The sequence below is a fragment of the Burkholderia sp. 4NA327C6 genome (genome assembly GCF_005502655.1).
Lineage (GTDB): Bacteria > Pseudomonadota > Gammaproteobacteria > Burkholderiales > Burkholderiaceae > Burkholderia > Burkholderia contaminans.
In genome coordinates this window covers 29,461-51,115 of sequence record NZ_SCNZ01000004.1, presented here as the reverse complement: position 1 = coordinate 51,115, position 21,655 = coordinate 29,461, and the positions used below count along the sequence as shown (strand labels likewise).

Below are 21,655 nucleotides of genomic sequence, written 5' to 3'. Positions count from 1 at the left end.
TCGTGTCGCGACAAATACAAAGTGTACTTACCTGCATAACGCTGCAGATTTAATCCCGCATTGATTTGCGAATCCCGTCCCTGACCGGCTCGAGTAGATAGTCGAAGGCCGAGCGCGCATGCGTGCGGATGTACACCTCGGTCCGGAGCCCTGGCCCGAGCGTGACCGGCTCCTTGGCGAGACGGTTGGCCTTCTCCAGGGCTTGCGCCGGCACCTCAACCCGCACCACGTAGAAGCGCATGCGCTTCTCGCTGTCGGTCAGCGCATCAGCCGAAATGTAAGTAACCTTACCGTCGAGCATCGGCGTGGTGCGCGAGTTGTAGGCCGTCAATCGAACGTCGGCGTGGCTTCCCGGCGCGACCTCCCGCACGTCGTCCGGTCGGATGTTTGCTTCCACGATCAACGGAGCATTTGCCGGGACGACGTCGACGATCGGCTCTCGAGGCGCGATCACCGCGCCGATCGTGTGCACCTTCAAGCCTACGATCACGCCTGCCACCGGTGCGGTCACGCGGGTCCGTGTCGACTGATCACGGACCGGACGAAGCCGCTCACCGATCTGGATTGCGCGTGTGGTGGCTTCCTTCAGCTCGTCGTCGGCCGCCTTCACGTAGTCGTTACGCAGCGCGGCGATGCGAAGTTCGAGATCGGTCTGCCGCTGTTTTGCGCGGCTCAGGTCGGCGGCGCCGGACTGGACGCGCGAAAGTGCGTCGGCCTCCGTGCGCTGCAAATCGAGCACCTTCGTTTCAGCGACAAAACCCTCCTGCTGCAAGGTTTCGTTCGTTTTCCGCTGCTGGCGTGCCATGTCGTAGCTGCGGTTCATCGTTTGGATCAGCTGCGAACTGATGGTGATTTCCTGACGGGTCTGCGCCAGTTCGGTACGCAGCATCGTGCTCTGGTCGACGAACGCACGCCTGCGTGCGATGAACAGCGAGGACTCGCGCGCTAGCAATTCGGCAACGCGCGGATCGTTGCGCTGGCTTTCGAGCGCAACTGGAAACTCCAGAGTTTCCTTCAGCTCACGCTCGGCTGAAAGTCGCGCAATCTTCGCTTGTTCCGCATCGGATTGCGCTTGCAACGCAGACAGTTCGGCCGCCGGATTCACGTTGTCGAGCACCACCAGCACTTGGCCAGCCTTCACGCGATCGCCATCCCGGACCAGGATTTCTTTCACGATCCCGCCTTCCAGATGCTGCACCGTCTTGCGTTCGCCTTCGGTACGCACCGAACCCTCCGCGACGACGGCACCGGAAATCGGTGCGAGCGCGGCCCATACCCACATCAAACCCAGACCGACGACGACACCGGCAACGCTGACGCCGACCAACCGGCGTGGCAGCGGCAGCCCGCTGTCCTCGGATGCAGCGGAATCAGGCCACCATCGCTTCACGGCTTCGCTCATTCGACTCAACGACAGGAACGTTCTCATCGGCTGCCATCCGTCGCTAGTTCGAGCGTCGGCACTTTGGCCGCCTGCAGCGCGGATCGGCTCACCTGCAGCGCAGCGAGATCAATTTCCGGTGGCAAACCGCTTGTTTCCTCGGGGGGGCGATTGCCTGAGTGCGAACCACCGTTGCCCCTCTCGGGTCCGGGCGGCGTTTCAAGCTGTTCCATTTGCCCATCCTTCAGCCGCAAGATTTGGTCTGCCAGCGCGAGCAGCGACGGCCGGTGCGTCACCGCGATGATCGTCATTCCGTCGGCCTTCAGTTGGCGCAGAACGCGGTCGAGCGCCACTTCGCCCAGCGTGTCGAGACTCGCGTTGGGCTCGTCCAGCAGCAGCACGGCTGGCTCGCCGTACAAGGCACGCGCGAGGGCGATACGCTGACGTTGCCCGCCGGACAACAGTTCCCCGGCGTCCCCGATCAGCGTCTCGTATCCATCGGGAAGCTTCAAGATCATCTCGTGAACCTCCGCTCGCTTCGCCGCGCGCACGATCGCGGCCGAATCGAGCGGGAGCGGCTTCGCGGTCCGGGCGATGTTTTCCGCGACGGTGCCTGCGAACAGCTCGACGTCCTGCGGCACGTACCCGAGATACCGGCCCAGGGAAGATCGGGGCCACTGCGCCACGTCGGCGCCGTCCAGCCGCACCGTACCTGCCTGCGGTCGCCACAACCCCGCGATGACCCGCAGCAACGTCGACTTGCCGGATGCGCTAGGCCCCGTGATCACCAGCGTCTGGCCAGCGCCCAGCGTGAAATTGATACCGCGCAGCAGCAGCCGTCCCAAGCCGGGCGTTCGCGACGGCACGCTGAACGCAATCTGCTCGACCCGAATTTCGCCGGTGGGCGGTGGCAACACGATCGGTTCCGCCTCGGTCTGACTGACCAGCAGTGCCTCCAGACGAGGCCATGCTTCGCGCAACTCGCCGGCCTGCCTCCAGTTGCCAATCAACTGTTCGATCGGCGCCAACGCCTTGCCGAGCAGGATGGTCGTGGCCAGCATCACGCCCGGCGTCGCATGGCCCGAAATCACCAGCCATGCGCCGGCCGCCATCATGATCACCTGGATCGCCTGCCGCAGCCCCTTGGTCACGTCGCGATAAAACGCGCTGCGATCCGACACGTCGCGCTGCGCGGCGATGTAGTCGCGCTTGCGTACATCCCAGGCACCCACCAGGTTTTCCGTCATGCCGAGTACGGTCATGACTTCGGCATTGCGAATGAGGTGCTGGTAGAACGCATCCCCCTCCCGTTGCCGCGCCAGGTAAGACTCGATGCCCTTGCGCGTGAGCCGGTCGTTGACCAGCGCGACACTCACCAACAGCAGTGCGCTGAGCACCGCAATCAGTGCCAAGGACCAATGAAAGAGGCCGATGACGACTACGTAGACCACCAGCCAAGGCGCGTCGAAAAACGCAATCACGCCCAACCCTGCGAGAAACGCCCGCAACGTATTGATGTCACCCTGACTCGCGAGCGCGCGTGACGGCAGCCGATAGGCGTGAGCGGAAATTTGCGCCTGCAATGCGAGTCGCTCGAGCCGGTTGCCGATTTGCACGCCCAGGTCCGACAAGATCCGGCTGCGGGCAATATCGACGCAGATATTCATCCCGAGTGCGATCGCCATGAAGGCCATCAACATCAGCAGCGTTTGAATGCTCTGGCTCGGTAGCACGCGGTCGTAGACCTGCAACAGGTAGATGGTTGGCGTCAGCAGCAGCAGATTCGACGCGATACCGAACGCGGCTGCGATCACCAGATGGCGCCTGATGAGTTGATACATCAGTGTCCTCCCGATGCGCCGGAGCTCGGGATGCGGGCGGGCGTATGCTCGACCAGCATCGTATCGAGTGCGGCAAGGTCGGCCTCGCCCAGGTCGGCGGTGCTCGCTTTCAGCTTCAGCGCTTGGGCGAGCGTTTCCGTACGGGCGCGCGCGAAATCGCGCTGAGCCCGGTAGAGCTTGTCGCCTGCGTCGAGCACATCAGCGTTCACGCGAACGCCGACCCGGTAGCCGGTCTGATTCGACCGCAACGCGACCGTGGCGGACCGCACAGCGCTCTCCAGCGCATCGGTCTGCGCGAGTCCTCGCGTGACGCCCAAATACGCGTCGTGGGCCGTGAGCCGGGCACTACGCTGGGCGTCGTCCAGATCTTCGTGAGCCTTGTCCTCGAGCGCGAGCGCTTCGCGAATCTTGCTGCGGGTCATCAGGCCGTCGGTCAGGGGCAACGAAATCTGGACGCCGACGTAGCCGGAGCTGCCGCGGCTCGCACCGGTATAGAAGTTCGTCTGTCCATTGATAAACGCCGCGTTGCCGTTGCTGGCGTTGCCGACCAGCGAGACGGTGGGATAGTCACCGGCGCGCGCCTTGCTTCGTTCGCGACTGGCAAGCCGGATCGCGATCTTTTTTCGACGCACGCCGTAATCCGCGGTGGCAGCCGTGTCCATCCACTGTTGCAGGTCTGCGGGCGCCACGGGCGGCAGATGCGCATCGTCACGCCATCCGCCTACCCTGTCGACAGGGTGGCCAACAATCTTCTGCAGCGCCGCGTAGCTGGTATCGCGTTGCGTTTGCGCGGCGACTTCATCGGCTCGCGCAGCATCAAAACCGGCCAATGCCTCGTTCGTATCCACGATGGTCGCATCGCCCAGCGCGAAGCGGCGCTTCGCGAGCGCCAGTTGTTCCGCGACGGCCTTGCGATGGCCGACGGCGAGCGCAAGGTCGTCCTGTGCATTCAGTGCGGCCAGATAGGCCTGGGCAACGCGAAGGAGCAAGTCCTGCTTCGCTTGGGCCAACGCAAGATCGGCGTCCATCGCAAGGAGTTGGCCTTGCTGCCAGTTTTCCCACGCGGCCCAGTTGAAGAGGGGCTGGTTCAGCGTCAGGGTGAAACCGTTGGTCGAATAGCCGGGAATGGTTTGCCCTGGAATCCGCACGCCATTGCGATAGATGACCTGCTGGATGCCAACTTGCGGCAGCAGTCCCGCCCGCCCTTGAGGCGCTTTTTCGATCCCCGCACGCCACGCAGCTTCGGCGCTCCTGTACGCAGCATCTTGAGCGAGCGCTTCGCCGGCGAGATTCGCCAGACTCGATGCGTTGGCATGCGTAGCCGATATGATCGCAAGAAAGCTGGTGATTGCCTTTAGCGCATTTCGCGCCGCGTACCGAGGACGCCCGACCTTGAGGTTGGGCTCTCGTGACATACCCCCATCCGTTCGACTGTGCCGACTGCAGTTGCTCATCGTTTTCCTTTATTCGCGCATCCACTGCAGTTGAGTCGAGCGCAAACGTTTGGCTTACTGAGCACAATTGCACGTCACATTGCAGATCTCTTCGAGTGTATGAAAAACATCAATTGGTAAAAATAGAACGGGTCCGAATTCCTTTAGCGCTTCACTAGAAAGAGTCTGAAAATCCAGGAAATTCAAACGTCAGTCGCACCCGATTAACATGCAGTCGACCGTCCTCGGACATCGCCCAAAAGGCAAGCGTCCTCGGATATCGCAACCCGACGCCGGGATCGCGCTGAAGGCGCATTAGGCATGTCGGGTAACAGCGATTTTCTATAGTGGTTTGAATAACCACGGGAGGGTGCGCTGTGCTGGAGCAATTTGAGACTTCAATTCAATCAATTTGCACCACGACAGCGCAATTGAACGACCCCGCGAACCGGTAAGCAGCCGCTCCCTCCAAGGGACCACCGGAAAACAGCGTGAGCCTCCATCGGAAATCGGCTGCCCTCCGGTTCACCGGGCGCCCGTCAGGCAGGCACCAGCTCGAAGCTGAGCCGTTTGCCGAGCGCGGTGGCCGCGCTCGCGAGCGTCGCCAGCGTGAGGCTCGTGTCGGTTTCGTCGAGCAGACGGTTGAGCGCAGCGCGGCTGGTTTTCATCCGCGCGGCCATCGCGGTTTTCGTGATGTGCTGCGCCTTCATTTCCTGCCCGATCTGCCAGGCGATCACGCGCTTGATCGCGGTGGCGGTGGCCGCTTCGAGATTGCCGTCCTCCTCGAGGAAGGTATCGAAATCGCTGCCGATATGCGGATTGTTCGTGGTCGTCATGGGTACTCCAGTGCATGGCCTTGCCGGTGGCCTGACCGTCGAAGACGGTGCGCTCCGGCGCAACCGGGGAATTCAGATGGCGCGCATCAGCGCTTTCAGGCGCGCGACGGTGACATCGAGATCGTCCGACGGCGTGGCCCTCGACTGCTTGAAGAAGCCGTGCAGCAGGACCATCGTGTCGCCGACGACCGTAAACAGCACGCGGGCGCTCCGCCCCGGCAGCATCACGCGGATCTCCCACAGATCCTGCGCCATCTTCCGGACCAGCGGCATGCCTAGCGGCCAGCCGAGTTGAACGGTCTTGATCTCTTCGCCGATCGCCCTTCGCTCCGCTTGCCCAAGCGCCTTCAGCCATTCGCGCACCGGCTCGTTGCCACGAGCCGTCTGGAAGAACCGCACGCCGAGCGTGACCTGGATCTGCTGTCTCGTCATCGTCTTGACACCAAGCGTACCAAAATAGGTACGCTATGCCAAGCACCCTGCGGCCCGCTACTGACCGGATGGCCAATCCGGCAGCCGGGAACGCGGGGCGGTCCGCCGGCTCAATCGTCGCGACGAGCCGGCTTGCGCGCCGCGCGTGACGTCCCGCGTTCACCCGTCTCGCCGAACCGCGACCGCGCGATGTCGCGCACGGCATCGATCAGCGTCCGCGCGACCGGCGACGGCTGCGCATCGGTGCGCAGCACCAGCCCGACCGGCTCGTCGGTGCCTGCCGACGGCAGCGGCAGGCGTGCCAGCACCCCGGCCGACAGGTCATATTCGGCCGCATAGAGCGGCACGAACCAGACCGCGTCGTTTTCGAGCGCCAGCGCACGCGCGACCGATATCGACAACACCTCGATGAACGAATCCAGCGGCGGCACGCCGCAAGCGCCGAGCAGCTGCTCGGCCGACTGGCGGATCAGCGTGCCGAACGGCGGCAACACGACCGGATAGCGCGCAAGCTCGGCCGCCGGCGCCGCATTCGAGAGCAACGGATGCCCGGCGCGCACGACGGCGACGAGCGGCTCGTTGTACAACTGCTCGAACGCGAGCCCGATCATCCGCTCCGGCTCCGACAGCCGCCCGATCGCGCACTCGATCGCGCCGGACTTCAGGCGCTCGAGCAGATCGGCGTTCGCGGCCGTCGCGATCCGCACGACGACGCGCGGCCAGCGCTCGGCAAGCGCCTTCATCAACGCGGGCGCGAGCGATGCCGCGACGGTCGGCAGCATGCCGATTTCCAGCGTCGCCGCGGCGGCGCCGCCCTCGCGTGCAAGCAGCCCGACACCTTGCCGCAACGCCAGCACGCACGCGTTCGCGTGCGGCATGAACAGTTGCGCCTCCCGGGTCGGCTGCGCGCCCTGCCGGCCGCGCTCGAACAGCTTCACGCCGAGGATCGCCTCCAGTTCGGCGATCGTTTTCGACACGGCTGGCTGCGTGATCGACAGGCTTTCGGCTGCCTTCTGCACGCCGCCCAGTTGGGCGACCGCGAGAAAGCACTGCAGGTGCCGGAACTTGACGCGGCCGTCGGCGATACGGTTATTCATAACGGGTGGTTATGCGATTGACGATGAAATGCCATTTTGCATAACTTTCCGGATAGCCCCAAGCACTCGACGATGCCTCACGCGTTGCGCCGCAGTGCCTGGAAACCGGCCGGCTCCCACATCCGCTTCGCGATCAGCAAGCTGGTGCCGCGCTTCTGCGCGAGTGGCGCGGACGACGATTCCGCATGCAGCGCGGCCGCCTTGCTGCGCAGCCGCCGCAACTCCAGTTCGAGCTCCGCGGAGGCAGCCTCCGTGAGCATCCCTTGCGAGAACGTCATCGTTTCGCCTTCCCCGTCGAAGCGGCTGTCGAGGAAATCGCCGAGCGCGTGCGCATGGAAGTAACGGCGGATCGGCCCGCCCGGCAGCCAGTCGAAATCGCGCGCGACGCGCACGCGAATCCGGTCGCCCGGCAACAGCGCGACGACGTTCATCCGGTCCAGCATCAGCAGGTATTTCACGCACTCGGCCTTCGTCACCTGATAGGCCGACACGATGTCCTCCACGGTCCAGTAGTTGATCGCGCAGACGGCGACGAGCAGCAGCTTGTCGTCGGACACGAGCAGCGCCTCCTGCTGCTCGGTCAGCACGCGCAGCCTCGGCGCCGACGCGGACGCCTCCTGCACGAGTTCGGCCAGCGTATAGCCGAGCAGCTGTGAGATCTCCACGACGCGCTCCAGCGTGAAACGGCCGCTGGCGAACAGCCGCTTCACACTGGTCTCGGAAACGTCGAGCGCACGCGCGACGTCGCGGTAGGTCATGCCCTGCGCCTTCAACTGGCGCTTCAGCATGTCGATGAGTTGGGCGGTTTCGGTCATTTTGGTATCGAAAAATGATGCTCACGGTCAGATGTTAGGCTACCCACACACGCAGAGGAACACTTTCGGATACTTGTCTGCATAATCCGCTCCGTGCTGTCACTGAACGACGGAGCCGACATGACCCCCCGAACCGAAACCGCTGCCTACGAATCGCATCACACCGCCCCGCGCGAGGCCCGCGACACGGATCGCACGATGCCGCTCGCCACGGTCCGCACGCTGGCCGCCAGCGCGCACGTGGGGGATCTCGTGTTCATCCGCGTGCCGGCGAATGCGCCGCGCGACGCGTCAGGTGCGACGGGCTCGACGGGCGCGTGGGCCAATCGCTTCGGCATCGTCGTCGACACGTCGGGCGACGAGCCCGTGATCGCCGAATCCGCGTTTGCGTGGACGAAGCTCACGCCGCTGTCGCGCTTCGTCGCCAGGACCGACGGCGGACGCATCGCGCTGGCCCGTCGCGTCGCGGCGCCGACCGCCGATGCGCAGCGCCAGGTGCACGCAACCGCCGAACAACGGATCGACGCGCTGCTCGGCAACCGTTTCAACCTGCGGACGCGGCGCGGGTTCTGCGCGCGCTACGTGAGCGACGTGCTCGGGGCCGACCGGGATGCGACGCCGGCCGCACTGCTGCGCAGCGGCACGCTGTCACTCGAATTCGACGGGATCGTGTTCGATCCCGGCCGCCAGTCATAACAGGCGCTCAGGGAGACCGGATAACAACAAGAACGACAACACAAAAAAGCAGCGACGGGCTGGCTGGAGGGCCGTGCACGGGGTCGTCACCGACGACGCGTAGCCCGATCGCTTTTTCCGCCGGACAGGCATCCTGTCCGGCGGAATTTTCATTGGTGCGTCGAACATAACGAACGGTTATGCGATTCGCGAAAAAAGGTCATTTTGCATAACTTTCCGGATTGGCTAAAGTCGTGCCATCCACTTCGCGAAATACCTGACAGGAGACGCCCGATGGATTCCCCCACGATCCTCACGCCGCGCGACTGGCCGTCGCATCCGGCCTATATCCATCCCGAGTACCGTTCGTCCGTGAAGCGCGGCCCGACGCGCCCGCTGATCCCGCTGAAGGAGAAGCTCCGCGACCAGTACGCGCCCGTCTACGGGGCCGAAGATCTCGGCGCACTCGACCACGACCTGACGAAGAACGCCGTGAAGAACGGCGAGCCGCTCGGCGAACGCATGGTCGTCACGGGCCGCGTGCTCGACGAAGGCGGCAAGCCCGTGCGCAACACGCTCGTCGAAGTGTGGCAGGCGAACGCAGCCGGCCGTTACGTGCACAAGGTCGACCAGCACGACGCACCGCTCGACCCCAACTTCCTCGGCGCCGGCCGTTGCCTGACCGACGACGAAGGCCGCTACCGCTTCCTGACGATCAAGCCCGGCGCATACCCGTGGGGCAACCATCCGAACGCGTGGCGCCCGAATCACATTCACTTCTCGCTGTTCGGCGATTACTTCGGCTCGCGTCTCGTCACGCAGATGTACTTCCCCGGCGACCCGCTGCTCGCGTACGACCCGATCTTCCAGGGCACGCCCGAGGCCGCGCGCGATCGCCTGATCTCGCGCTTCTCGATGGACATCACCGAAGAAGGCTATGCGCTCGGCTACGAATTCGACATCGTGCTGCGCGGCCGCGACGCTACCCCGATGGAGCGCTGAACCATGACGACGCTGAAGCAAACCCCTTCGCAGACGGTCGGCCCGTATTTCGCGTACGGCCTGTGCCCGCAGCAATACGACTACGACCTGAAGAGCCTGTTCACGCCGACGATCGCCGCGGCACACGCCGAAGGCGAGCACGTGCTGCTGGTCGGCCAGGTGTTCGACGGTGACGGCAACGTCGTCGGCGACGCGGTGCTCGAATTCACGCAGGTGGACGGCGCAGGCCGCTACCCCGCGTCGCGCGACGACATCGCGAAATCCGGCTTCACGGGCTTCGCGCGGGTCGGCACCGGCACCGATGCGCAGCAGCGCTTCGTCGTCGAGACGGTGAAGCCGAGCCGCATCGCCGCCGGCGAAGCGCCGCACATCAACGTAACCGTGATGATGCGCGGGATCCTCACCCACGCTTTCACGCGCGTGTACTTCGACGACGAAGCCGCCGCGAACGCAGCCGACCCCGTGCTGAATGCCGTGCCGGCCGAGCGCCGCGCGACGCTCGTCGCGAAACGCGACGCGCAGCCGGGCCGCCCGGTGGTCTACCGCTTCGACATCCGCATGCAGGGACCGGACGAAACCGTGTTCTTCGACGTGTGACGCGCGTGCCGGCGCATGCCGGCTTCGCCCGCTACCGCACCGCCGCGTGGCGCGATACCGACGGGCATCGCGCCACGCGGCGTTTTTCATGGTCCGCCTGCATCATTCGATGCTGCAGTGCATCCAGCCGCGTCGCGAGGGCCGACGGCCTTGCCACGGGCCTTCCGCGCCCGCATCGGGCGCGCGCTTGAAACGCATGCTGCGACAGCACACAAGTCATTCGTCCGACACGATATCGTTTGCGCGTTACGCGGCGTATTCTTCACTATCCGCAACGCTTCAATGAGATTGAATCGAAACAGGAAACAATTACGCACGTCATGCGCGAAATCGCCCGGCAGGCTGGGCGCGCATTTTTTCTGACCGAGTGCCTTTAAACGCGTCTGACCGAAGTTGGCAGGCGCGTATTTTTTGGCGGCAACCGGCACACCGGCGTGCGCTGCGCCGCTTCCTTCCGGTTAGCGCCGAATCTCCAGATAGCGGCTCGGCGTATCGCCCAGAATGCGGCGAAAGGCCGACGTGAACGCGCTGGCGCTCGCATAGCCGAGATCGAGGGCGACCCGCGTCACCGGCTGCCCGTCGCTCAGGCGCGCGATTGCCGCGAGCATGCACACCTGCTGGCGCCATACGGCGAAACTCACGCCCGTCTGCGCACGGAACTGCCGCGTGAACGTGCGGCGGCTCAAGCCCGCGTCCGCGGCGACCTGGTCGAGATCGGCCGCGATCGACGGCGACGCGAGCAGGTGCCGGCACACCTTCGCCAGCCGTGCGTCGGCCGGCAGCGGCGCATGCAGCGACAGGCGCGGCATCGTCGCGATTTCCGCGACCAGCAGCGCCATCAGCTTGCCCGCGCGCCCGTCGACGTCGTACAGGGCCGGCAGGTCGATCGCATCGTCGATCAGTTGCCGCAGCAGCGCCGATACGCCATACACGCCGCACTGCTCGGGCAGGCCCGCCTCCTGCGCGGCGGCGCCGGACACGAACGTGTTGAGCATCGTGACCGGCCCGGTCATCGTCATTTCGTGCCGCACGCCGGCCGGCACCCAGCACGCGCGCTGCGGCGGCACCAGCCAGCGTCCGTGCGGCGTCGACACGCTGATCGTGCCGCGCGATGCGAACGCGAATTGCCCGCGCCCGTGCGCGTGTTCCGGAAACGTCGTGCCCGCCGCATAGTCGTTTGCAGTCACGACCACGCTTCGCGGAATGTTTTCGTAGGGATCTAGCAGCGTATTTCTCACGGCCCGAATTCCATCATCAATGACCCGATATCGAAGGCGGGTCTCCTTCGCGCGATCTACGATCCGCTCCACGCTTGCGCGACCTGACGGCCGCAAGACCCGTCGGCCTGATCGGCCGGATTACCACTGCATCGGAGCGGACATGCCGAATACGTTTCATCGCGTGGGGGACGGCCCCCACCCTGTTCTTGTACTGCCCGGCTGGTTCGGCGACGCCCACGCGTTCGAACCCGTCGAAGCGTGGCTGTCGCGCGAACACTTCAGCTACGTGTTCATGGACTACCGAGGTTACGGCCGCATGCGCGATGCAGCGGGCCACTTCACGATCGACGAGATCGCCGCCGACGCGCTCGCGCTGGCCGACACGCTCGATTTCGCGACCTTCAGCATCGTCGGCCATTCGATGGGTGCGATGGCGGCCGAGCGAGTCGCCGTCATCGCGCCCGAGCGCGTGCGCGCGCTGGTGCCGATCACGCCCGTGCCGTGCGGCGGCCTGCCGTTCGACGCGGAAAAACGTGCGCTATTCGAACGTGCCGCCGACCACGTCGCAGATCGCCGGACCATCATCGATCGCAGCACCGGCGGCCGGCTGCCCGCCGCCTGGGTCGAGTGGAAAGCCGCGTATTCGGCAGCCCGTTCTTCGTCGACGGCGTTCGGCGCGTACTTCCGCGCGTGGGCCGATACGGATTTCGGCGACGAGATCGCCGGCATCCATCCGGTAAAGGTGCTGATCGGCGAGCACGATCCGGCGTTCGACGCGGCACTGATGGCCCGCACCTACCTGCGGCGTTATCCGCTCGCCACCGTCGACGTGCTGCGCAATGCGGGCCACTACCCGATGAACGAGACGCCGCTCGCGCTGGTCGCGGCGATGGAAGCGTTCCTGCTCGCCGTGACGGCGAACCCCGGCGGCAACGCCTGACGACGCGCGGCGCGCAACCAGCATGGCGGTCATGCGCATCACCGCAGCATGAACGACATCGCCGACAAGCTGTTCAGCGTGCGCACCACATGCTCGACCGAAGGCCCGTCGAAGCGCAGCGTCACCGCATCGACGCGCTCCAGCTGCGGCAGCACGCAGAACAGGTCAGCCAGCGCCGCCGTCTGCACGCGCAGCGTGCACGCGGCCGGCGCGGGCCGATGGGCGCCGGCGCGCACGCCTGCCGACAGTGCGTGCGCGACCGCTTCGCGCGCAGCCGTTGCGATCCGCGCACACGACGCGGCGGGCGTGAGCGTATCGCCGCTCGATGCACCGCCGGCCGTCTTGACCGTCTCGAAATGCGCATCCGGAAACAACGGCTGCGTTTCCGCCGCGAACACGTCGTCGCCCGTGGCCAGCGCGACGTGCGCGCCGTATTCCCGCGCCAGCGCACCGTACAGCCCGGCTTCGCCGAGTTCGACGCCGTTCAGCCATACCTGCGTGAACGCAAAACCGTTGATCGTGTGCGCGAGCACGCCGCGCGTCTGCGATTTCGCGTGATAGCCGATCATGAACACGAGGTCGGGCTGCTGCTCGAGGCCCGCCATCATCCCCAGCGTGCGCGGCTTGCCGAGCACGACACGCGCACGCGCATCGAGCCCGTCGGGCAGCAGGTTGCGAAAACCGCCGTGCGAATCGTTGACCCACACCGCCTGCGCGCCGCCCATGAACGCGCCTTCGATCGCTGCGTTCGCCTCGGCGGTCATCCAGCGGCGCGCGCGCTCGTATTCCGGATTGCCGGCGCGCGTCTGCTCGGTGGCGAATACGCCGGCAACGCCTTCGATGTCGGTTGAAATCAGGATCTTCATGACTGGATAAGACGTCCTTCGTGGCCTTCGTTGAACAGGCGATCGAGATCGGGCACCGCATCGCGCAGCGATTGCCGCACGTGGCCGTCGCGCCCGGCCACCGTCACGGCCTGCAGCAGCGCGTCGGCGATCGCATGCTCGACGCTTTCGGCCACGGCCATGAACAGCGGATCGAGCGCCGCATCGGCGACGAGGGCCGGCAGCGCGATGGTCGATGCGTCGTGCGCGATCGTATATGCAGTGGAGAATGCGAGCGCGATGTCGCCGCTGCCGTGCCCGTAGACCGAGCCCGTGCGAGCCAGCCCCGCACCTGCGCGGCGCGCGAGCCGCGACAGTTGCCGCGCATCGAGCGGCGCGTCGGTAGCCAGCAGCAGGATGATCGACCCTTGCTCCGGCGGCGCCACATCCGTGGCCTCGGCCGCACGCCGTTGCGCGACGATGCGCCCGACCGGCACGCCGCCGAGCGTCAGCATCGGCAGCCGGCCGAAATTCGCGAGCACGAGCGCGCCGACCGTATAGGGCCGGCCGGCCGCGACGGCGACGCGCGACGCCGAACCGATCCCACCCTTCAGGTCGAAGCCCGACATCCCGCGCCCGGCACCCACCGCGCCGCGTGCGACATCACGCGACGCCGCGCGGCACGCGTCGTCGTAATGCGCGGCCGTAACCGCGAACGCCTGGATATCGTTCAGATAGCCGTCGTTGCACTCGAACACGAGCGGGTTGACGGTCGACCAGTCGCGGCCGATCCGCGGATTCGCCGCGATCGCCGCGCGGATCTGCGCCTGCGCGACCGCACCCACGCCGAACGTATTGGTGAGCGCGATCGGCGTCTCGAGCGTGCCGAGTTCGTCGACCTGCACGAGCCCGACACTCTTGCCGAACCCGTTGATCACCGCAGCCCCCGCCGGCACCTTGCTGCGGTACACGTCGCCCGGATGCGGCTTCACGACGGTCACACCCGTCTGCACGTTGCCGGCATCGAGCGTGCAATGGCCGACCGTCACGCCCGGCACGTCGGCGATCGTGCCGCGCGGCCCGGCCGGCAGCGTCGCCGCCCACATCGGTGGATGGCGCATCAGCGGCGCTCCAGCTTCGGATCGAGCGCGTCGCGCAGCCCGTCGCCGAGCAGGTTGAACGCGAGCACGGTCAGGAAGATCGCCAGGCTCGGGAAGATCGCGATGTGCGGCGCCGTCACCATGTCCGCGCGCGCCTCATTGAGCATCGCGCCCCACTCCGGCGTGGGCGGCTGCGCGCCGAGCCCGAGGAACGACAGGCTCGCGGCCGTGATGATCGACGTGCCGATCCGCATCGTGAAGTAGACGACGACCGACGACACGGTGCCCGGCAGGATGTGCCGCATGATGATCGTCCAGTCCGACGCGCCGATGCTGCGCGCAGCCTCGACGTAGGTCATGTGCTTGAGCATCAGCGTATTGCCGCGCACGAGCCGCGCAAACGCCGGGATGCTGAAGATCGCGACCGCGCAGATCACGTTGACCATCCCGTTGCCGAGGATCGCGACCACGCCGATCGCGAGCAGGATGCCCGGGAACGCGAACAGCACGTCGGCCACGCGCATCGTGATGCGGTCACACCAGCCTTCGTAGTAGCCGGCGAGCAGCCCGAAGAACGTGCCGATCACCGCGCCGAGCGCGACCGAGAAGAAGCCGGCCGCGAGCGAGATGCGCGTGCCCGCGATGATCCGGCTGAAGATGTCGCGGCCGAGCGAATCGACGCCGAACCAGTGCACGACCGACGGCCCCGCGTTCAACGCGTCGTAGTCGAAATAGTTCTCGGGATCGAACGGCACGATGTGCGGGCCGACGAACGCCAGCACGACGAGCGCCAGCACGAAGCCGCCCGCGACGAGCGCGACGGTCTGCTTGCGGAACTTGCGCCAGAATTCGCGCCATGGCGTGCGGATCGCGGCCGGTGCGGCCGGCGCCGCGGTCTGGACTGTCGCGTTCATGCGCGCCTCACTTGAACCGGATGGTCGGGTTGATGACCGCGTACAGCACGTCGACGGTCAGGTTGATCAGGATGAACTCGAGCGAAAACAGCAGCACGATCGCCTGGATCACGGGGTAGTCGCGCATCGTCACCGCATCGACGAGCAGGCGCCCGAGCCCCGGCCAGTTGAACACGACCTCGACGACGATCGAGCCGCCGAGCAGGAAGCCGAACTGCAGCCCCATCATCGTGACCACCGGGATCATCGCGTTGCGCAGGCAGTGCTTGAGCACGACCATCGGCTCGTGCACGCCCTTCGCGCGCGCGGTGCGCACGAAATCCTCGTTCAGCACCTCGACGAACGATGCGCGCGTGAAGCGCGCCATCACGGCCGCGACCGCGGCGCCGAGCGTCAGCGACGGCAGCACGTAGCTCTTCCACGAACCGTCCGGCACGACCGGCAGCCAGCCGAGCTTCACCGAGAAGACTTCCATCAGCAGCATGCCGAGCGCGAACGCGGGAAACGAAATGCCCGACACCGCGAGCGTCATCCCGAGCCGGTCGGGCCAGCGGTTGCGCCACACGGCAGACGCGATCCCGATCGCCATCCCGAACGCCGTCGCCCACACCATGCTGACGAGCGTCAGCAGCAGCGTCGGCATGAAGCGCTCGCCGATCTCGGTCGACACCGGCCGCTTGCTGCGCGTCGATACGCCGAAATCGCCGTGCGCGATCTTCACGAAGAAGTTCGCGAACTGCGTCGGCATCGGCTTGTCGAGCCCGAGATCGGCACGCACGAGCGCGACCGTCGCATCGTCGGCTTCGGGGCCGGCCGCGAGCCGCGCCGGGTCGCCGGGCAGCAGGTGCACGAACAGGAACACCAGCACCGCGACGATCGCGAGCGTGGGCAGCAGGCCGAACAGGCGTTTGACGAGAAAATTCAGCATGGGGCACCGATCGAATCAGCGTACCGGCGGCTTGCGCCGCCGGCACCGCATGGCGGGCGAGCCGCCGTCATCACCACTGTCATTTCAGCGAGATTTCGTCGAAGTTGAACGAGCCGTCCGGCATCACGTACGCACCCTGCAACCGCTTGCTGCGCGCATACACGATCTTCTCCTGCACGAGGAAGATCCACGGGGCATCGGTCCAGATCTGCTTCTGTGCATCTGCGTAGAGGTCGGCCTTCTTCGCGCGATCGACCGTCTCGAGCGCCTTCGTCAGGTCGCCGTCGACCGTGTCGTTCTTGTAGTACGCGGTGTTGACGAGCTTCGGCGGCGCCGACGCGCCGGCGAGCAGCGGCGTGATCGCCCAGTTCGCTTCACCCGTCGACGACGACCAGCCGATGTAGTACATCCGCACCGGCGCCTTCGCCGGATCCGGTGCGCTCTCGACCTTCGCGACGCGCTCGCCGGCTTCCAGCGCCTGCACCTGCACCTTCACGCCGACCTGCGCGAGCTGCTGCTGCACGAACTGGATCGCCTTCTGCGACGTCGAGTTGTTATACGCGGACCACAACGTCGTCTCGAAGCCGTTCGGATAGCCGGCTTCCTTCAGCAGCGCGCGCGCCTTCGCCGGGTCGTACGGCCACGGGCCCAGCTTCGTCGCGTAGTCGACACCCTGCGGCACCACGCCGGTGGACGGCGTCGCGAAGCCGGAGAACGCGACCTTCGCGAGCGCTTCCTTGTTCACCGCGTAGTTCAGCGCCTGGCGCACCTTGGGGTTGTCGAACGGCTTCTGCAGCATGTTCAGCGACACGTAGCGCTGCACGATCGACGGCCGCTCCACGATGTCGACCTTCGGGTTGCCCTTCAGGTCGGTCGCCTGCTCGAACGGGATGCGGAACGCGAAATCGGCCTCGCCGGTCTTGATCAGCGCCGCACGCGTGTTGTTGTCGACCACCGGCTTCCAGTCGATCGCGTCGATCTTCGGATAGCCCTTCTTCCAGTAGCCGGCGAACTTCTTCACCTTCAGGTCGTCGGTCTGCTTCCATTCGACGAACTCGAACGGGCCCGTGCCGACCGGATGCAGCGCGATGTCGCGGCCCCACTTCTTCAGCGCGGCCGGCGAGATCATCACGGCCGACGGGTGCGCGAGCGTGTTGATCAGCGCCGAGAACGGCTCGCGCAGCGTGATCTTCACCGTGTACGGATCGACCACTTCGGTCTTCTCGATCACGCGGAACATGTTGTAGCGCTTCAGGTGGTTCGCGGGATCGGTCACGCGGTCGAAGTTCGCCTTCACGGCCGCCGCGTTGAAATCGGTGCCGTCGTGGAACTTCACGCCCTGGCGCAGCTTGATCGTGTAAGTCTTCGCATCGGGACTCGCGTCGTAGCTGGTCGCCAGCACGTTGACGAGCTTCATGTCCTTGTCGAAGCCGAACAGCCCCTGGTAGAACGACTTGACGACGGCCTGCGACACCGTGTCGTTCGCGTCGTACGGGTCCATCGTCGTGAACGTCGAATCCACCGCCATCACCGCGGTCTGCTGCGCGAACGCGGGCACCGCGGCCGACAGCGCGAACGCGCCGGCAAGCGCGACGAAACACGCGCGCGGACGAAACATCGGGAACGGATGCTGCTTGGTCATTTTGCTGGGCTCCTATCGGTGAATCGGTGACGCCTCACGGGCGTTTCGGTTTCGACTTCCTGCACGCTCGCGCATCGCCGTGGCGATGCATTTCTTCAGTACGCGCCGCCGACGCGGTGCGTCGCGACGTAATGATCGGGGCCGACCGCGACGAGCGGCGCGACGGCGGGCTCGTCGCCGACCGCGCGGATCGGGCTCGGAATCTCGTCCGCCGCCAGCTGGCGCGGCGCATGCCGGCGTGCCGGATCGGCCACCGGCACCGCGCTCATCAGCTTCTTCGTGTACGGGTGCTGCGGCGCCTCGAACACCGCGCGGCGCGGGCCGATCTCGACGATCTGGCCGAGATACATCACCGCGACGCGATGGCTGATGCGCTCGACCACCGCCATGTCGTGCGAGATGAACAGATACGCGACGCCGAGCTCGCGCTGCAGGTCGAGCATCAGGTTGACGATCTGCGCCTGCACCGACACGTCGAGCGCCGACACCGATTCGTCGGCGATCACGACCTTCGGGTTCAGCGCGAGCGCGCGCGCGATCGCGATCCGCTGACGCTGGCCGCCCGAGAATTCGTGCGGATAGCGGCGCGCGGCCTCGGGCGGCAGGCCAACCTTGTCGAGCAACCAGTCGACGCGCGCCTGCGCCTCGGCGCCGCTCGCGACGCCGTGCACGAGCAGCGGCTCCATGATCGAAAAGCCGACGGTCAGGCGCGGGTTCAGCGACGCGAACGGATCCTGGAAGATGAACTGGATGTTCCGGCGCAGCGCCTGCAAGTCATGGCCCTTCATCGCGCTGATGTCGCGGCCGTCGAATTCGATCGAGCCGCTCTGCGATTCGACGAGGCGCAGCAGCGAGCGGCCGGTGGTCGACTTGCCGCAGCCCGATTCGCCGACAAGCGCGAGCGTCTCGCCCGCGCGCAGCTCGAAGCTCACGCGCTCGACCGCATGCACGTATTGCGACACGCGGCCGAACACGCCGCTCTTCACCGGGAAACGCGTGACGAGATCGCGCACGCGCAGGATCGGCGGTGCAGCGTGATCGACGGGCGGCTGCGCCGCGTCGTTCGCGGCGCACGCCGTGGTTGCGGGCGTCGCGCTCGCGCCCTCCACCTTCAGCAGCGGGAATTTCTCGGGCGCATCGGTGCCCTGCATCGAGCCGAGTTTCGGCACGGCCGCGAGCAGCGCGCGCGTGTAGCGATGCTCCGGCGCCGCGAAAATGCGATCCGATTCGCCCTCCTCGACCTTCTCGCCGCGATACATCACGAGCACGCGGTCGGCCACTTCGGCCACTACGCCCATGTCGTGCGTGATGAAGATCACGCCCATGTTCATTTCGTCCTGCAGCCCGCGCACCAGTTGCAGGATCTGCGCCTGGATCGTCACGTCGAGCGCGGTGGTCGGCTCGTCGGCGATCAGCAGCGACGGCCGGCACGACAGCGCCATCGCGATCATCACGCGCTGCCGCATCCCGCCCGACAACTGGTGCGGATAGCGCGCGAACACGCGGCGCGCCTCCGGAATGCGCACGAGTTCGAGCAGACGCAGCGTTTCCGCGCGCGCTTCCGACGGGCTTTTCGACTGATGCAGCGCAATCGCCTCGCTGATCTGGTCGCCGACCGTGAACACCGGGTTCAGCGACGTCATCGGCTCCTGGAAGATCATCGCGATATCCGCGCCGCGAATGCCGCGCATCGTCGCGCCGCTGGCCTGCGCGAGATCGACAATCGCGCCGCCGCGCCGGCGGAACGCGATCCGGCCGTTCGTGATCGCGCCGCCGCCGTGCTCGACGAGCCGCATCAGCGCAAGCGACGTGACCGACTTGCCCGAGCCCGATTCGCCGACGATCGCGAGCGTCTCGCCGCGGTCGACGTGAAACGACACGTTGCGCACCGCGTCGAACGTCGCGCCTTCGCGGCGGAACGTGACCGACAGGTCGTCGACGGCCACCACGCGCTGCTCGGGCAGCACCAGGCCGGACGGGTTACGGCTCGAAGTCATCGTGGATCTCCTCCTCGTGCGGTGCGGTTTCAGGCCGTGTCGTCGTCGCGATAGATGCCGACCACCGGCGCTTCACCGACGCGCGCGTAACCGCGGTACATCCCTTCGGTGTTGAACGGCATCGCGACGTTGCCCTGCGCGTCGACCGCGATGATCCCGCCGCGGCCCGCGAGGCGCGGCAGCTTGTTCATCACGACGTCGTGCGCGGCATCGGCGAGCGACGCGCCGCGATACGCGATCTGCGCGGCCACGTCATGGGCGGTCGCGAGCCGGATGAACATCTCGCCGGTGCCCGTCGCGGATACCGCGCAGGTTGCGTCGTCCGCATAGCAGCCCGCACCGACGATCGGCGAATCGCCGACACGCCCCGGCTGCTTGTTCGTGATGCCGCCCGTCGACGTCGCCGCCGCGATGTGGCCGTGCTGGTCGCACGCGACCGCGCCGACCGTGCCGTGCTTGCGGTCCGGATCGAGCGGTTCGGCCGGTTGCTGTTGCCGTGATTTGCCGAACGAGAACGTCGCCGCGTCGTGGTCGAGCATCACGCCGGCCGCGGCGCGCGCCTTGACCCACTGCGCGTGACGCGCCTCGGTGTCGAAGTAGCCCGGTTCCGCGAGTTCGAGCCCCTGCGCGGCTGCGAACGCATCGGCGCCCTCACCGGCGAACAGCACGTGCTCGCTGGCTTCCATCACGCGCCGCGCGGCCAATACCGGATTGCGCACGCGCGTCGCGCAGCAGATCGCGCCGGCGCCGAGCGTCGCGCCATCCATCACCGCCGCGTCGAGTTCGTGCTTGCCCTCGGCCGTATAGACGGCGCCGCGCCCGGCGTTGAACAGCGGACAATCCTCGAGCATCCGCACCGCGACGGTGACGGCGTCGAGCGCGCTGCCGCCATCGGCCAGCACCTGCTGCGCGGCCGTCAGGATGGCGGTCAGTTCGGCACGGTACTGGCGTTCGGTGTCGGAATCCATCGCCTCGCGCAGGATCGTGCCTGCGCCGCCGTGAATCGCAACGATCGCGGGTGAAGTCATGTTTTTTTCGGACGGTGAGTGGAAGGGTTGGCGGCCGGCAGCGTCGCTTGCGGCTGGACGAGCCACGGCAGCAGGAATTCGGTCATCTCGGCCGCGGATTTCGCGGACCGGTGCGTGCGCAGCGCGACCGCGTCGATCAGTGCCTCGATCATCGCGAGCACGGCCGCTTCCGACGTCGCCGCGAAGCGCCGCTCGGCCCTGACGTACAGGTTCAGCGACGCGATAGGTGCGAGCGGCGATTGCGGGCCGTCGGAGATGCCCAGCACGCGCGCACCGCGCGCCGCCGCTCGACGCGCCAGCTCGATGGTGTCCTTCACGTAGCGCGGAAACGCGAGCGCGATCACGAGATCGCGCGAGTCAGCCGTATACAGCCGCCGCGCCGCGTGCGACGGGCCGCCGAGCAACGCGAGCGACTGCACGTTGTCATGGCAGACGGACAGCCCGTGCTCCATCAACCCGGTGAGAAACGCGCTCGACCCCGCGCCGAGGATCAGCACGCGCCGCGCGCCGACGATCGCCTCGACCGCGGCTTCGACATCGGCTGCGTCCAGTTGCGCACGCGTGTTCTCGATGTTCGCGACGGCCTGGTCGAATACCGCGTCGATCCACGCAGCCCCGCGTACGCCGGACTCCTGCTCCTGCGCGGAACGCAGCCGCTCGACCGGCCCGAGCGTCGCCTCGAAGCCGCGCACGAGCGCCGCGCGCATCGCCGGATAGCCGTCGAAGCCGAGCGCCTTCGCGAAACGGTTCGCGGTCGCGATCGACGCATTCACGGCCTGCGCAAGCTCGTCGATGCGCATCGTCGCCGCGCGAAACGGATTCGCGAGCACGAACTCGCCCATGCGGCGGTGGATCGGCGTCATCAACGGCATCGCGGACGCGATCCGCTCGGCGATTGCGGGTTCGTCGTGACTGGCGTCGGGCGGAACGAGAGGCGTCATGCGAAGGGTTGT

The 21,655-nt window shown here is 66.5% G+C and carries 20 protein-coding genes; 4 read left to right on the top strand and 16 right to left on the bottom strand.

Features of this window, described 5'->3' with window-relative positions; translation table 11 throughout:
* Nucleotides 1–49 precede the first annotated feature (49 nt).
* From FFS49_RS05460 to FFS49_RS05430, 7 genes are all read right to left on the bottom strand, one after another.
* Nucleotides 50–1,429 (bottom strand): HlyD family type I secretion periplasmic adaptor subunit, encoded by a 1,380-nt coding sequence (locus FFS49_RS05460; RefSeq protein ID WP_105815369.1) that lies wholly within the window; start codon nucleotides 1,427–1,429, stop codon nucleotides 50–52.
* On the bottom strand, nucleotides 1,426–3,222 hold the full coding sequence (locus tag FFS49_RS05455) for a type I secretion system permease/ATPase (RefSeq protein ID WP_105815370.1): 1,797 nt from the start codon (nucleotides 3,220–3,222) through the stop codon (nucleotides 1,426–1,428). Before FFS49_RS05455 ends, FFS49_RS05460 begins: the two co-directional genes overlap by 4 nt.
* A complete protein-coding gene (locus FFS49_RS05450; RefSeq protein ID WP_224755732.1) occupies nucleotides 3,222–4,637 on the bottom strand; it encodes a TolC family outer membrane protein in 1,416 nt (471 codons plus the stop codon). Before FFS49_RS05450 ends, FFS49_RS05455 begins: the two co-directional genes overlap by 1 nt.
* A 557-nt stretch (nucleotides 4,638–5,194) precedes the next feature.
* Nucleotides 5,195–5,491, bottom strand: a complete 297-nt coding sequence (locus FFS49_RS05445; protein ID WP_011658604.1) for an XRE family transcriptional regulator — start codon at nucleotides 5,489–5,491, stop codon at nucleotides 5,195–5,197.
* A 72-nt stretch (nucleotides 5,492–5,563) separates the two neighbouring features.
* Entirely contained in the window at nucleotides 5,564–5,923 is a 360-nt protein-coding gene (locus FFS49_RS05440; RefSeq protein ID WP_011355455.1) for a type II toxin-antitoxin system RelE/ParE family toxin, read from the bottom strand.
* 110 nt (nucleotides 5,924–6,033) lie between these two features.
* The gene (gene pcaQ / locus FFS49_RS05435) at nucleotides 6,034–7,020 is read right to left on the bottom strand and encodes a pca operon transcription factor PcaQ (protein WP_046547612.1); all 987 of its coding nucleotides are present in this window, start codon (nucleotides 7,018–7,020) and stop codon (nucleotides 6,034–6,036) included.
* A gap of 77 nt (nucleotides 7,021–7,097) precedes the next feature.
* On the bottom strand, nucleotides 7,098–7,835 hold the full coding sequence (locus FFS49_RS05430) for a helix-turn-helix transcriptional regulator (RefSeq protein WP_039356989.1): 738 nt from the start codon (nucleotides 7,833–7,835) through the stop codon (nucleotides 7,098–7,100).
* Between the two features lie 120 nt (nucleotides 7,836–7,955).
* Here FFS49_RS05430 and FFS49_RS05425 point away from each other — a divergent pair, with 120 nt between their 5' ends.
* From FFS49_RS05425 to pcaG, 3 genes are all read left to right on the top strand, one after another.
* Entirely contained in the window at nucleotides 7,956–8,531 is a 576-nt protein-coding gene (locus FFS49_RS05425; protein WP_105815372.1) for a YiiX/YebB-like N1pC/P60 family cysteine hydrolase, read from the top strand.
* 273 nt (nucleotides 8,532–8,804) lie between these two features.
* Complete coding sequence (gene pcaH, locus FFS49_RS05420; RefSeq protein WP_059683235.1) at nucleotides 8,805–9,512, top strand: protocatechuate 3,4-dioxygenase subunit beta; 708 nt, start codon at nucleotides 8,805–8,807, stop codon at nucleotides 9,510–9,512.
* A 3-nt stretch (nucleotides 9,513–9,515) separates the two neighbouring features.
* On the top strand, nucleotides 9,516–10,109 hold the full coding sequence (pcaG, locus tag FFS49_RS05415; RefSeq protein WP_105815373.1) for a protocatechuate 3,4-dioxygenase subunit alpha: 594 nt from the start codon (nucleotides 9,516–9,518) through the stop codon (nucleotides 10,107–10,109).
* 458 nt (nucleotides 10,110–10,567) lie between these two features.
* On the opposite strand, the gene FFS49_RS05410 is transcribed toward pcaG, so the two are convergent.
* Entirely contained in the window at nucleotides 10,568–11,347 is a 780-nt protein-coding gene (locus FFS49_RS05410; RefSeq protein ID WP_089427695.1) for a helix-turn-helix transcriptional regulator, read from the bottom strand.
* Nucleotides 11,348–11,489: 142 nt separating this feature from the next.
* Here FFS49_RS05410 and FFS49_RS05405 point away from each other — a divergent pair, with 142 nt between their 5' ends.
* Nucleotides 11,490–12,269, top strand: coding sequence for an alpha/beta hydrolase (locus FFS49_RS05405; RefSeq protein WP_105815374.1), 780 nt, complete (start codon nucleotides 11,490–11,492; stop codon nucleotides 12,267–12,269).
* Nucleotides 12,270–12,307: 38 nt separating this feature from the next.
* On the opposite strand, the gene FFS49_RS05400 is transcribed toward FFS49_RS05405, so the two are convergent.
* The 8 genes from FFS49_RS05400 to FFS49_RS05365 form a co-directional block, all read right to left on the bottom strand.
* Nucleotides 12,308–13,135: a M55 family metallopeptidase gene (locus FFS49_RS05400; protein ID WP_039357005.1), complete on the bottom strand. Its 828-nt coding sequence runs from the start codon at nucleotides 13,133–13,135 to the stop codon at nucleotides 12,308–12,310.
* Nucleotides 13,132–14,214: a P1 family peptidase gene (locus FFS49_RS05395; RefSeq protein ID WP_105815375.1), complete on the bottom strand. Its 1,083-nt coding sequence runs from the start codon at nucleotides 14,212–14,214 to the stop codon at nucleotides 13,132–13,134. The genes FFS49_RS05400 and FFS49_RS05395 overlap by 4 nt, the downstream gene beginning before the upstream one ends.
* Nucleotides 14,214–15,107 carry a glutathione ABC transporter permease GsiD gene (gene gsiD / locus FFS49_RS05390; protein ID WP_105815376.1) on the bottom strand — a complete coding sequence of 298 codons (894 nt, stop codon included), beginning with the start codon at nucleotides 15,105–15,107 and terminating at the stop codon, nucleotides 14,214–14,216. Before gsiD ends, FFS49_RS05395 begins: the two co-directional genes overlap by 1 nt.
* Nucleotides 15,108–15,114: 7 nt before the next feature.
* Entirely contained in the window at nucleotides 15,115–16,035 is a 921-nt protein-coding gene (gsiC, locus tag FFS49_RS05385; RefSeq protein ID WP_039357012.1) for a glutathione ABC transporter permease GsiC, read from the bottom strand.
* Between the two features lie 79 nt (nucleotides 16,036–16,114).
* The gene (gene gsiB, locus FFS49_RS05380; protein WP_046547602.1) at nucleotides 16,115–17,677 is read right to left on the bottom strand and encodes a glutathione ABC transporter substrate-binding protein GsiB; all 1,563 of its coding nucleotides are present in this window, start codon (nucleotides 17,675–17,677) and stop codon (nucleotides 16,115–16,117) included.
* 95 nt (nucleotides 17,678–17,772) lie between these two features.
* Complete coding sequence (locus FFS49_RS05375) at nucleotides 17,773–19,674, bottom strand: dipeptide ABC transporter ATP-binding protein (protein ID WP_105815377.1); 1,902 nt, start codon at nucleotides 19,672–19,674, stop codon at nucleotides 17,773–17,775.
* Nucleotides 19,675–19,703: 29 nt separating this feature from the next.
* Nucleotides 19,704–20,702, bottom strand: a complete 999-nt coding sequence (locus FFS49_RS05370) for an isoaspartyl peptidase/L-asparaginase (RefSeq protein ID WP_105815378.1) — start codon at nucleotides 20,700–20,702, stop codon at nucleotides 19,704–19,706.
* The gene (locus tag FFS49_RS05365) at nucleotides 20,699–21,643 is read right to left on the bottom strand and encodes a MurR/RpiR family transcriptional regulator (protein WP_105815379.1); all 945 of its coding nucleotides are present in this window, start codon (nucleotides 21,641–21,643) and stop codon (nucleotides 20,699–20,701) included. Before FFS49_RS05365 ends, FFS49_RS05370 begins: the two co-directional genes overlap by 4 nt.
* Nucleotides 21,644–21,655 lie beyond the last annotated feature (12 nt).

Bases quoted from the DNA above. Each gene is read 5' to 3' on its own strand.
- FFS49_RS05365 (WP_105815379.1), bottom strand. From the start codon at position 21,643: ATGACGCCTCTCGTTCCGCCCGACGCCAGTCACGACGAACCCGCAATC.
- FFS49_RS05405 (WP_105815374.1), top strand. From the start codon at position 11,490: ATGCCGAATACGTTTCATCGCGTGGGGGACGGCCCCCACCCTGTTCTT.
- pcaH (WP_059683235.1), top strand. From the start codon at position 8,805: ATGGATTCCCCCACGATCCTCACGCCGCGCGACTGGCCGTCGCATCCG.
- FFS49_RS05445 (WP_011658604.1), bottom strand. From the start codon at position 5,491: ATGACGACCACGAACAATCCGCATATCGGCAGCGATTTCGATACCTTC.
- pcaG (WP_105815373.1), top strand. From the start codon at position 9,516: ATGACGACGCTGAAGCAAACCCCTTCGCAGACGGTCGGCCCGTATTTC.
- FFS49_RS05375 (WP_105815377.1), bottom strand. From the start codon at position 19,674: ATGACTTCGAGCCGTAACCCGTCCGGCCTGGTGCTGCCCGAGCAGCGC.
- FFS49_RS05425 (WP_105815372.1), top strand. From the start codon at position 7,956: ATGACCCCCCGAACCGAAACCGCTGCCTACGAATCGCATCACACCGCC.
- gsiD (WP_105815376.1), bottom strand. From the start codon at position 15,107: ATGAACGCGACAGTCCAGACCGCGGCGCCGGCCGCACCGGCCGCGATC.
- FFS49_RS05455 (WP_105815370.1), bottom strand. From the start codon at position 3,222: ATGTATCAACTCATCAGGCGCCATCTGGTGATCGCAGCCGCGTTCGGT.
- FFS49_RS05430 (WP_039356989.1), bottom strand. From the start codon at position 7,835: ATGACCGAAACCGCCCAACTCATCGACATGCTGAAGCGCCAGTTGAAG.
- FFS49_RS05370 (WP_105815378.1), bottom strand. From the start codon at position 20,702: ATGACTTCACCCGCGATCGTTGCGATTCACGGCGGCGCAGGCACGATC.
- FFS49_RS05395 (WP_105815375.1), bottom strand. From the start codon at position 14,214: ATGCGCCATCCACCGATGTGGGCGGCGACGCTGCCGGCCGGGCCGCGC.
- FFS49_RS05400 (WP_039357005.1), bottom strand. From the start codon at position 13,135: ATGAAGATCCTGATTTCAACCGACATCGAAGGCGTTGCCGGCGTATTC.
- gsiB (WP_046547602.1), bottom strand. From the start codon at position 17,677: ATGACCAAGCAGCATCCGTTCCCGATGTTTCGTCCGCGCGCGTGTTTC.
- FFS49_RS05440 (WP_011355455.1), bottom strand. From the start codon at position 5,923: ATGACGAGACAGCAGATCCAGGTCACGCTCGGCGTGCGGTTCTTCCAG.
- FFS49_RS05450 (WP_224755732.1), bottom strand. From the start codon at position 4,637: ATGTCACGAGAGCCCAACCTCAAGGTCGGGCGTCCTCGGTACGCGGCG.
- FFS49_RS05460 (WP_105815369.1), bottom strand. From the start codon at position 1,429: ATGAGAACGTTCCTGTCGTTGAGTCGAATGAGCGAAGCCGTGAAGCGA.
- gsiC (WP_039357012.1), bottom strand. From the start codon at position 16,035: ATGCTGAATTTTCTCGTCAAACGCCTGTTCGGCCTGCTGCCCACGCTC.
- pcaQ (WP_046547612.1), bottom strand. From the start codon at position 7,020: ATGAATAACCGTATCGCCGACGGCCGCGTCAAGTTCCGGCACCTGCAG.